8 protein-coding genes are annotated in these 11,546 nt (G+C 41.8%); 7 read left to right on the top strand and 1 reads right to left on the bottom strand.

Annotation, left to right across the window (positions count from 1 at the left end):
• Nucleotides 1–169: 169 nt before the first annotated feature.
• Complete coding sequence (locus ACTWPX_RS07720; protein WP_443119219.1) at nucleotides 170–1,561, bottom strand: L-cystine transporter; 1,392 nt, start codon at nucleotides 1,559–1,561, stop codon at nucleotides 170–172.
• A gap of 188 nt (nucleotides 1,562–1,749) precedes the next feature.
• Between ACTWPX_RS07720 and ACTWPX_RS07725 the strand changes: the two genes are divergently transcribed.
• From ACTWPX_RS07725 to ACTWPX_RS07755, 7 genes are all read left to right on the top strand, one after another.
• A complete protein-coding gene (locus ACTWPX_RS07725; RefSeq protein WP_443119220.1) occupies nucleotides 1,750–2,733 on the top strand; it encodes a ring-cleaving dioxygenase in 984 nt (327 codons plus the stop codon).
• Nucleotides 2,734–2,922: 189 nt separating this feature from the next.
• On the top strand, nucleotides 2,923–4,332 hold the full coding sequence (locus ACTWPX_RS07730; protein WP_443119221.1) for a hypothetical protein: 1,410 nt from the start codon (nucleotides 2,923–2,925) through the stop codon (nucleotides 4,330–4,332).
• Between the two features lie 11 nt (nucleotides 4,333–4,343).
• Nucleotides 4,344–5,762: a hypothetical protein gene (locus tag ACTWPX_RS07735; protein ID WP_443119222.1), complete on the top strand. Its 1,419-nt coding sequence runs from the start codon at nucleotides 4,344–4,346 to the stop codon at nucleotides 5,760–5,762.
• A 368-nt stretch (nucleotides 5,763–6,130) separates the two neighbouring features.
• Nucleotides 6,131–7,399 (top strand): surface carbohydrate biosynthesis protein, encoded by a 1,269-nt coding sequence (locus tag ACTWPX_RS07740; RefSeq protein WP_443119223.1) that lies wholly within the window; start codon nucleotides 6,131–6,133, stop codon nucleotides 7,397–7,399.
• Between the two features lie 557 nt (nucleotides 7,400–7,956).
• Complete coding sequence (locus ACTWPX_RS07745; RefSeq protein WP_443119224.1) at nucleotides 7,957–8,961, top strand: SDR family NAD(P)-dependent oxidoreductase; 1,005 nt, start codon at nucleotides 7,957–7,959, stop codon at nucleotides 8,959–8,961.
• 23 nt (nucleotides 8,962–8,984) lie between these two features.
• The gene (locus ACTWPX_RS07750; protein WP_443119225.1) at nucleotides 8,985–10,514 is read left to right on the top strand and encodes a hypothetical protein; all 1,530 of its coding nucleotides are present in this window, start codon (nucleotides 8,985–8,987) and stop codon (nucleotides 10,512–10,514) included.
• An 83-nt stretch (nucleotides 10,515–10,597) separates the two neighbouring features.
• Nucleotides 10,598–11,542, top strand: coding sequence for a dTDP-glucose 4,6-dehydratase (locus ACTWPX_RS07755; protein WP_443119226.1), 945 nt, complete (start codon nucleotides 10,598–10,600; stop codon nucleotides 11,540–11,542).
• Nucleotides 11,543–11,546: the final 4 nt, after the last annotated feature.

Below are 11,546 nucleotides of genomic sequence, written 5' to 3' on the forward strand. Positions count from 1 at the left end.
AAAGGAGCTCTTCTTGTGTATTCCAATATATGAATTTGTTTTGTGCACCATATTGTCGCCTCCAGTAGTTGATCCTTCACTTTTCTTTATGAGTTGGCAAAAGAACCCCTTGATATCCGGTGACGCACAAAAAACAGCGGCTACTATATTAGTAGCCGCTGAACGTTTATTAGCTGATATCCTTTTCAATAGCATTCTTGTCATTAAAGCGGTCAACGTTCAGTCTGTATAATATTCGTGAAGTAAGTGTCCCTGAAGTCATTGCTCCGTTGACATTCAGCGCAGTACGGCCCATGTCGATCAATGGTTCGACAGAAATGAGCAAACCAGCGAGAGCGACTGGGAGATTCATTGATGACAAGACGATCAAGGCAGCAAATGTTGCTCCTCCACCAACACCTGCGACCCCAAAGGAACTGATAGCAACAATGAGAACAAGTTGAATCAGAAATCCCGGACTCAGTGGATCGATCCCCACGGTCGGTGCAATCATGACGGCTAACATGGCCGGGTAAATACCGGCACAACCGTTTTGTCCGATGGTTGCTCCAAATGAAGCGGACATGTTGGCGATGCCTTCATCGACACCAAGGTTGTTTTTCTGAGCAGAGATATTCAATGGAATCGTGCCGGCGCTCGACCGGGAAGTAAAAGCGAACCCGAGTACAGGGAGTACTTTTTTCAAATACGTAAATGGATTCAAACCGACCACACTAATCAGGACAAGATGTAGAAGGAACATGACACCTAGAGCGACATAAGAGGCGACCACGAATTTACCTAATTCCAATATCCCGGCGACATCGGTTTGGGCGACAGTGACAGCCATGAGACCTAGAATACCGATCGGAGTCAAGCGGAGTACAATCTTGACGATTCTCATGACGACAGCGTAAATCGAATTAACCCCTTTGATAAAAACTTCAGCTTGGTCCGGCTGTCTGCGTTTGACACCTAAAAGGGCGACACCGATGAAGGCTGCAAAGATGACGACTGCAATTGTTGAAGTTGCTCTGTCACCTGTCATATCAAGGAATGGGTTGGCAGGAATAAACTCTAATATTTTTTGCGGGGTCGTCATGTCTTCCACATCAGTAAGGCGTTCCTCCAGATAAAGGCCGCGGCTTTCTTCTGCCTGACCTGCTTCGATTTGACTTGCGTTCAAATCGAATAAAAAAGAACTTCCAATACCTACGAGCGCAGCGATGGCAGTCGTGCCCACCAGGATGCCGATAATCCAGAGCGAAATTTTGCCGAGTTCTGATGATTTTTCAAGATTGATGATGGATTGGATGATAGAAACAAGGATGAGTGGAATGACGATCATCATCAGTAAACGGACGTAACCGCGACCGGCGATATTGTACCAGTCAGTCGTTTGTGAAACAACCGTTGATTCGGTACCGAAGGCGAGCTGTAAATAGACCCCGATTAAGATACCGAAACCTAGACCAGCGAAGACACGTTTACTGAATGAGACATGTTTTTGCTGCATACGGATGAGAACAAAAATAAACGCGAAAATGATAGCGATGTTCACAAACACAAGAAATGTTTCCATAGCGATGAACCTCCTTTTGCAAGATATTCGTGATGGAAAAGAGAAGGGGAATCCTTCTTTCTAAGGTTTATGCTTTTAGAGGTAAATTGAGCACACAGAAATTGACAGAAGAAGAGTAATATATTATATTTATCTTGAAGTTGAGACAATTTGCGGCCGGATGACTATAGATAAATGGAGGGGATGTAATGAACGAATTGAAAGGGATTCACCATGTGACCGCCATAACGAGCAGTGCGGAAAAGAATTATGAGTTTTTCACATATGTGTTGGGGATGCGACTTGTGAAGAAAACGGTGAACCAGGATGATATAGAAACCTATCACCTATTCTTTGCTGATGATAAAGGGAGTCCAGGGACGGACATGACGTTCTTTGACTTCCCGGGAATTCCGAAGGGCTCACATGGGACGAATGAAATTGCCAAAACATCGTTCCGAGTGCCGAGCGATGCGGCGATTGATTACTGGGAGAAACGATTTGACCGTTTGGAGATAAAGCATAAAGGTATTGAAGAACGCTTTGGCAAAAAGGTGCTTCCTTTCGTCGATTTTGACGATCAGGCATATGAACTCGTATCTGATGAAAACGACGATGGAGTAGTTGCGGGGACCCCGTGGCAGAATGGACCGATCCCGCTTGAATACGCGATTACAGGGCTTGGGCCATTGTATGTGCGAGTCGATGACGTCAAGTATTTTAAAGAGATGTTGGAAAAAGTGATGATGTTCAGAGAGGTTGCTGAAGAAGGATCATTCCGTTTGTTTGAAGCCGGAAAAGGCGGAAATGGGGCTTCTGTGGTAGTCGAGTACAATGCAATTCTGCCGCCAGCACGTCAAGGCTATGGCACTGTCCACCATGCTGCCTTTCGTGTAGAGGATCGTGATGCGCTGGAGGAATGGATTGAACGCTTACCAAAATTCGGTTTCCGCACGTCTGGATTCGTCGATCGTCATTATTTCGGCTCTTTGTATGCGAATGTCGCGCCACAAATCTTGTTTGAATTCGCGACTGACGGACCGGGATTCATGGGTGATGAACCATATGAAACACTTGGGGAGAAGTTGGCATTGCCGCCAAAGCTCGAACCGAAACGTGAGGAAATTGAAAATTACGTCCGTCCGATTAATACAGTCAGAAGTACAAAAGTTTTTGAAAAAGAATATGAATGATGAAGAAATCCCAGGGAACTTTTCCTTGGGATTTTTTCATTCAATGGCCAGATATCATCTGAGAGACAGTTACGTTATCCACGAAATTATTAGTTTCATTAATTTTTCTTGCGTTAGTTTCATACGATGATTCAGTATGGGGTTTCCGAATGGGATGTAGTCTGTGGTGAAGAGGAGGTAACAAATAAAATGAATAATTTCGAACGTAACTATTGGCTGTCCTATGCTGAGTTCATTAAAGATTTTAAACGTTTATCTTACTTAGGCATTTCGATTCCTTTGGTTTCCCCCTATTATGTTCTCATTTATGAAAACAAAAAAATTCATGACCATTTACTAAATAGTACGCCAAATACAGGTACAAAAAGAAGTTTGTTAAACAAGGAAAACCATTTGCAATCTTTATTTGATGTCTACCTCTCTCCCGTGAAACAGAAAATAACGAAAAATAAAGGGAAAGTGGTTTTTTATGACAATGTTTTAAGGATACCTGCCCCGTTATTGAAAGCACATTTCCCTTCATCTTCTACTATTCTTCTTAAACCGGCGGTGAAGAAGGTCGGGAAGGAGGATGGGGTTGTAGTAGATGGTCTAAATCGTTATCAGTCTATCAAGGATAATACGATTAAAGCCTACGAAAGGAAAGCTGAAAAATATATAGATGCTGCCAAACCACACCCCATTTATAGTAATAGTAATTTCCGTACTCGATTTATTAACCAAATACCTAAAATAATGAAACAAATCGTGGCCGCAAAAAAGTTTTTTGAATCCAATTCTGTTTCTTGCCTGGTTGTAGGGACCACCAACAGCAGCGATACAAGAATTCTATCATTAGTAGCTTCATCAAAAGGAATCCCGACCGTTTGCCTTCAGCATGGAGTGATCATGTTGGAGTTCGGATACCTTCCTCTGGTGGCTACGTATCAAGCAGTTTACGGGAAATTCGAAAGGGATTGGTATGCCTCAAAGGGTGCCCCTGCTCACGCATTGAAAGAGATCGGGCATCCAAGGTTCGATGAAATCAGCGTTCGGAAACCAATGAAGCCAGATGCCTTTCGGTCCCACTTTGGTGTTAGTGTGGAGGATAAAGCAGTGCTATTAGTCATTCATCACTTGGAAACCGATTTTCCTCAATCTTTTTTAAAACAGATCGGGCAAAAAAAGAATGTAAAAGTCATTGTCAAACAAAGGAACGGAAAACAAAGAAATTCTGCCAAAACAGTAGAGCTTCAGAAGAGCTTCCCACACATTAAATTTGCTGATGATACACACCTTTATGATTTACTGCATAACGTCGATGCAGTAGTCAGTTATGAGTCTACAATTATTTTAGAAGCGATGTTGGCGGGTAAGCCCGTATTTTTATGGAAGTTGAAGACGTTGGTTGAAAGTACAACCAACTATTACAAGGGAATGGCGGAGTATATGTACGAATCCCCACAGCTTATGATTAAACACTTAATGATCACGCTGGAAGGTAAACAGAATCAGAAGTGGGAAGAAAAAAGGAAGGAGTTCCTAGCCGGTCATTATACACAGGACCCGAGGACTGCGAGTGAACAATTGAAGGTATTAATTGATTCGATAACGCTTTAGGGGGGGATAAGATGAATGTTTTTGAACGGAATTTCTGGTCACTTTATCAAGAATTCCTGGAAGTGTTCAAGACCGTTGAGTATCGAGGCTTTTCCATTCCTTATTTGTGTCATTTCAGAAGCTTGATTAGAGATAATGTTTATGTCAAAACCAATCTTACTTCAGAGAAATTTTCAGATCACCTTTCTCACCACACTAAGGATAAACCATCTTTTCAAAAACTCTTCACTGATTATAAAAAGTCTCATACCTCCCATAAGAAACGCAATAACAATGGAAAAGTCGCCTTGTATAATGCTGCCAATCTGCTGCGTTTCCCGAGTGATATCATCTTGAAGCATTTTAAGCCGGAGGATACTTTTGTTATTCGTGATGTCAGGGGTAAAGGGAAAAAGGTAGCGAAAGCCAAGACCAAAGAAGGGCTTACGGCCAGTTATCTGATCGATTATTTGGAAGATGTTGATAAGGATGTGCTAGTTTTACAAAAAATGGCCGAAAATATTATTTCAAAACATAAAGACCACCCAATGTTTAATGACCCGACATTCAAAATCGCTTTTGACCGTCAGATTAATGGGATCGTCCGCCGTATTGTAGAGTCTAAAAATTTCTTACGTAAAGTTCCTGTTTCTTGTATTGTATTTTCTTCAACCCATTACTATCAAAGTCGGACAATAGCGATGGTGGCTGCCGAAGAGAATATACCTACGATTTGCATGCAACATGGTATGGTAGCAAGTGAAATGGGTTATCTACCGAAAGTAGCGGATGTCGATGCGGTTTATGGCCAATTTGAGGTGAATTGGTTCAAGAAAATGGGAGTTTCGGAACAGGCGGTTGATATAGTGGGGCATCCAAGGTTTGATATAATCAACCGAAAACCCTCTTTTACTAGAGAAAAGCTTTATAAAGACTTAGGGTTGGATATTAGAAAGAAGACCATATTAGTCATTGTGAGAGGGCAAGCCTATGTGAAAAAGTGGGGATTGATGGTTCAGGCTCTTCATCAATTGGGTGATTATAATATTATTATAAAAGACTTTCCAGCTTCAAAGCCTCATGAACTGACAACTAAATATACCTATACTTCCTCGTCTAAACAGTATCACTTATATGATTTGCTTCCCTATTCCGATGCAGTAGTTGCTTATATTTCTACAGTCGGGTTAGAAGCGATGATTGCCAATAAACCGGTTTTCATTTTATCGACGACCACCCCAACATACACTGGTTATTATGATCAATTAGAAGAGCTTGTTCAAAAAGACCCGGCAAAGCTGGCAGAAGTCGTGCATCGCTATTTTCAGAAGCGATCGTTACAGAAGAGGGTTGTGTTGAAAAGGAATGAATTCATGGCAACAGCATATCCGATCAAGAAGTCTTCCGCTGAGACTTTAAAGGACCTCATTACACGTTTAACAAAATCATAAACTACAGCCATTTTATTCATAACTTAAATTTGTTCCGTAGACATCCAGGGGTGTTGAAGGACCGATTCCAAGATACAGCGTGGAGAAAGGGGCGTTGGGAAGGGTGGCGCTTTCCGTGGACGTGTGCTGAGCCTTCCTGGGTCTCACCTGACCCGTGTATCTCGCACGAGATTCCCAATTTTTCAACGCCTCCTTGTGATATGAGATGTCGTTAGAATCTGTCAAAACTAAGTCTAAGCTGGTAAGGCGGGGTTAGCTATCCCCCCATGATAGTACCTTTTGATGAGATGGATTGGTGGCTTCGGTATAGTAAACTTCACAAATGTCTTAGTTTAATAAAACCCAGATTAGTAGAAGGGGGCGGTGGTATGGGGGGCATTCTTTACTTGCCTATCGAAATCAAATCAAGGGAATTAGATGGGAAACTGTTATTGGCTTATTATGCCCTTTCAGAAGGTTATCAAGTGATCATAGGTGAGCATAGTAAAGTTCAAGAAGCGTCCAGCATTTACCCTAGAGGTATCTTTTTAGGAAAAGGATATGCACGCGGATTTCGGAAGAAGGTACTGACCCAAGCAGATCAAAGGGGGCATTACGTCGTGGAATTGGATGAAGAAGGGCTGGTTTTTCCTGATGAAAATATTTATTTGAGAAGCCGGATGCATCAGGATCTCCTTCCACAAATCGACCACGTATATTGTTGGGGCGATAGCCAGAAACGAGTTATTGAAAAGGCCTACCCTCAGTTCAAAAGTAATTGTACCGTTACAGGTAATCCGAGGTTCGATCTGCTTAGTCCCAAATATCGTGTCCTTTATCAGGAGAAAGGGGAAGAATTGAAGAACAAGTACGGTCCTTACATACTTATTAACACTCGTTTCACCCTGTACAATACAATAAGTGGGAAAAAGGGTGGCCACTTGAGTCCGCAAGAAGAATATATAAAAAAACTCTACGGTCATTTTATATCGATGATCAAACAGTTGAGTAAAAACCACCCAGCTTTAGCCTTTATCGTTCGTCCTCATCCAGCTGAACGATTGGAAAGCTACCAAGAGGATTTACTTGGATTGGAAAACGTCCAGGTCATTCGAAGTGGGTATGTCCTCCATTGGTTGTTAGGAGCATCAGCGCTCATTCATAATGGGTGTACGACTGGGATAGAGGGATACCTGCTTGATAAAATGGTGATTTCTTATATGCCTGTTCAATCGCCGACTTTTGATGTTCCTCTCACCCAAGACGTTAGTCAAACTGTCACTAGCCTTAAGGAATTACAAATATTGATCAGTCAAAGTGAGTCTTCCTGGATAAAAGGAAAGAGAATAAGAAGGGAAAAGAAGAAGTCAGCACTTTTACCTGAGTTTTACGGCCCGGAAAAGAGAAATGAATTTGCATACAGGATAATTTTAGGACACCTGGCTTCTGTTTCCCTCTCTTCTGAAAATAAGCGACCTTCCAAACATTATCGCTTTAAGAGAGATACCAGGAAAAAGATTAAGCAGATGTTTCCTTCGCTTATTTCTCAGGAAATAGCGGATTTTTTTAAGGGGATCGACCGTATAGAACAGCAAAATCAAACAGAGCATGTGAAGATCACCATGCTTGCTGATCGATTGTTTCATTTAAAAAATTAATATGTGATTATCAAGTATAGATAAGAAATCAATGAAGGGAATTTCTGAACTTAGCGCAGGGCGTTTTCCTGCGCTTTTTGTGTGAGTAATTATAAGTGAAACTTGAGTAGGCACCGCACGATGTGGATGTTCTTAAGCTTGTCGGGGGTAATCAAGGCGCTTCCGCTTTTGATTCGTCCAGCTCCAGCGCCTAGCCTCTCGAGGTCTTAAGTCCCTCCGTTTCGTGAAGAAAACCGCTTCACGTTACGTATGTTCTTAAGCTTGTCGAGACTGATCAAGTCGCTTCCGCTTTTGATTCGTCTAGCTCCAGCGCCTACCCCCTCGAGGTCTTAAGCAAGCCCTTTGCTGTGGCAAAAGGCCGCCACTTCAAAGGTTTGCTTAAGCTTGTCGGGGCTGATCAAGGCGCTTGCGCTTTAGATTCTAGGCTGGAATCTATTATGTTCACCAAATTCTATTTATGGAATATAAATAATAGTCAAAAGTATGTTTGTATCAGGGATAATACTGCCTACTTCATTAGGTGAAAATACTAGATTGCTAAAAAAGGAGAAGGTTCTGTGTTTTTTAAAGGAAAGAAAATATTAGTAATTGGAGGGACGGGGACCATCGGCACGAGTATCGTAAAAACGTTACTTCATGAGTCTCCAAGTGCCATAAGAGTATTCAGCCGTGATGAGCATAAACAACACCAACTCCAAAATGACTTAGGTGAAAGGGAGAATGTCCGCTTTCTAATTGGTGACATCCGTGACTATGATAGACTTCACACCGCGATGCAGGAAATCGACTATGTGTTTCATTTAGCTGCGATGAAGCATGTGCCTGCTTGCGAATACAATCCTTATGAAGCTGTGCTCACGAATGTTCACGGGACGAATAATGTCATTAAAGCAGCACTGGAGCAGAATGTAAGCAAAGTCGTGTTCACAAGCACGGACAAAGCGATATCGCCGACGAATACTTATGGTGCAACGAAATTGACGGCGGAACGATTGATCACAGCTGCGGAATACAGTAAAGGGAACAAGAAAACAGCATTTGCCAGTGTTCGCTTTGGGAATGTCATGGGCTCAAGAGGGTCAGTCATCCCTCTTTTTAAGCATCAAATTTTGGAAAATAAGAAGATCACGGTAACAGACAGCACGATGACACGGTTTATGATGACGCTAGAACAGGCGACAACGCTAACGATTAAAGCCTTGAAGGAAGCTATGGGAGGCGAGATCTTTGTATTGAAAATGCCGGTTGTTTCATTAGCGACCCTAACAAGGGTAGTAATTGACGAAACCTGCCAGCAACATGGCTTAGATTCAAATAAAATAAGTATTGAGGAAATCGGCTTACGACCAGGGGAGAAAATGTATGAAGAGTTAATGACGCATGAGGAATCTTTGACAGCATGGGATTTATCGGATATGTACGTCATCCCTTTTTTCACAAAAGGAAATGTCCGCTACGAAGGCGGAAGGAAAGCCCGGCCCGGGACGTATAGCTCATCTGGAGGTCAGCCGCTAAGTTTAGAGGAGTTGTATCAATTATTGAAAACTCAACGTCTTGTTTAGTTTTTCAGAGAAAGGAGGAAATAATGAATACCTTCGAACAAAACTATTGGTCCTTGTACTTGGATTTTTTAGAAGACTTCAAAGATTTGAATTACAAAGGCTATTCCATTGCATATCTATGTCATTATCGTAGTCTGTTAAATAAAGATTTAAAAGCCGCTGGAGGCATGGCGCATCCCGCATTCAGTAAGAATCTGAGAAACAATGTGAAGAACACATCAGAAGTTCAAGCAAAATTCAGTGCTTTCAAAGCTTTGCATCAAAAACCGCTCAAGAAAAATACGGATGGAAAAGTGATTTTCCACGATGTATATAAACTTCTGCGTTTTCCTAATGAAACGTTCGCGAAATACTTCGATTCAAAAAGTGTCCTTCTTTTTCAAGAAAGGGCGAGAGCTAAGCAAAGGATTCCAAAATCCAAGACACAACCGAAGACATCAAAGAAAAAAATAAAAAAGAACAAAAAGAAGAATCCGAAGAAAAGAACGTCCAGTACAATGAAAAGGACACGTCGCAATGTTAAGGGCAAACAGGTTGTAAAGCAGGTTTCGATGACGCCCAATTATTTTGATAGCTACCAAATTAACAATAAAGCTGCTATCGGTAAAATGAAACAGAAAGCAACTGGCTTGATCAACTCTTTCAAGGGTCATCCGGTTTATAGTGACGAGATATTCAGGAAAAGGTTTTTTATTCAAATCGCAAAAATCATCAATCGAGTCGAGGAAGCTGGGAAGCTATTCCGCAGTGTACCGGTCACGGCGGTTGTTGTCCCCTCTACTCACTATCCGGAAAGTCGGACTTTAGTAATGGTTGCAGCTGCACACGGGATAGCGACGATCTGCATGCAGCACGGCATCATATCAGGTGAATTCGGTTATTTACCGAAAATCGCTGACTACGATGCAGTTTATGGCCCGTTTGAGGTGGACTGGTACAGAAAAAATGGGATAAGTAAAAAAGCTATGGAAATAATCGGTCACCCGAGGTTTGACATGATTCATAGCGCTCCCAAATTGAATAAAGAAAAGCTTGCACAAAAACTTGGAGCCCATCCGAAAAAGAGAAATGTATTAGTCATTGTAAGGGGAAATAATCAGTTGAAAAGCTGGAAGAAGTTCCTTGCAAAATTGAGATCGAATAAAAACCTAAATATTATCGTAAAAGACTTTCCTAATTCCAAGCCTCACAAACTCTCAAAAACTCACTCCTCTATTCTATCTGCCCATGGCTGTCAACTTTATGACCTCATCCAATTGGCCGATGTCGTCGTTTCTTATTCTTCGACTGTCGGGTTAGAAGCAATACTAGCTAAAAAACCTGTTTTTATCCTGAATGAACCTTTTCCAGGATATTCGGGCTATTACACGATCTTGGGTAAACTTGTGCAAAAAGATCCAGGAGTATTAGCAGAGCTTGTTTTAGACTTTTTCAAATCAGATCAAATGAAAAGTTACACCTACAGCAAAATGAATAAATTTTTAGCTCAATCCTATTCGACTAAACAATCTTCTGGCAGACGACTAGCTGATCTGATCCAAAGGTTTCGATGATCCCTTTTCGGTTATTCATCATTCTATGAATAATGTCGCCATTCGAAAAATATGTATGGTCAATATAAGGGAGGGGTGTGCACTTGAACATTCTCGTAACAGGTGGAGCTGGTTTCATTGGAAGATGGGTCGTCAAACGTCTGTTGGATGAAAAACACAACGTCTGGGTGATGGACGATTTATCGAATGGCAGAATTGAGAACATTGATGAACTATTGGCACACAAAAATTTTAAAGCATTCGTGCATGGAGATATCAAAGATGTCAACACGGTGGAAAGTTTATTTTATCCCGGCATCGATCTTTGCTACCATTTGGCAGCAAGTATCAACGTGCAGGACAGCATCGACGATCCGGAAACGACCTTCAATAATGATACAATCGGCACCTTTCATCTATTGGAACAATGCAGGAAGCGTAGTGTGAAGATGGTCTTTATGAGCACATGTATGGTTTATGATCGTGCTCCTGATGAGAAAGGGATCACTGAAAAGGACCGAATCAAACCTGCTTCACCCTATGCTGGTGCGAAAATAGCAGCAGAAAATATGGTCTTGTCCTATTACTATGCGTATGGTCTTCCAGTCACGGTTATTCGTCCTTTCAATACTTATGGACCTTTCCAGAAAACTGGAGGAGAAGGCGGAGTAGTCGCTATTTTCATTAAGAACAAGTTGAATGGACTTCCACTACAAATCTATGGGGATGGTATGCAGACAAGAGATTTATTGTACGTAGAGGATTGCGCCCGTTTTGTTATAGAAGCTGGATATAAAGATGAAACGAATGGAGAGATTGTGAACGCAGGTCTAGGCAAAGACATTCGTATCAAAGAATTGGCAGAGTTGATCGCCGATGATCCAGGAAGAATCAGCTATGTGGAGCATATTCACCCTCAAAGTGAGATTCCTAAGCTTTTGTGTGATTATAGCAAAGCTAAACGACTCTTAGGCTGGGAGCCTTCCGTCACGTTAGAAGAAGGGATACGCCGGACGGAAGAGTGGATTCAAACAACTAAATTAATTTAAAGGG

It is taken from the genome of Halobacillus sp. H74 (genome assembly GCF_052246715.1).
In the GTDB taxonomy this organism is placed as follows: Bacteria; Bacillota; Bacilli; order Bacillales; family Halobacillaceae; genus Halobacillus; species Halobacillus litoralis_A.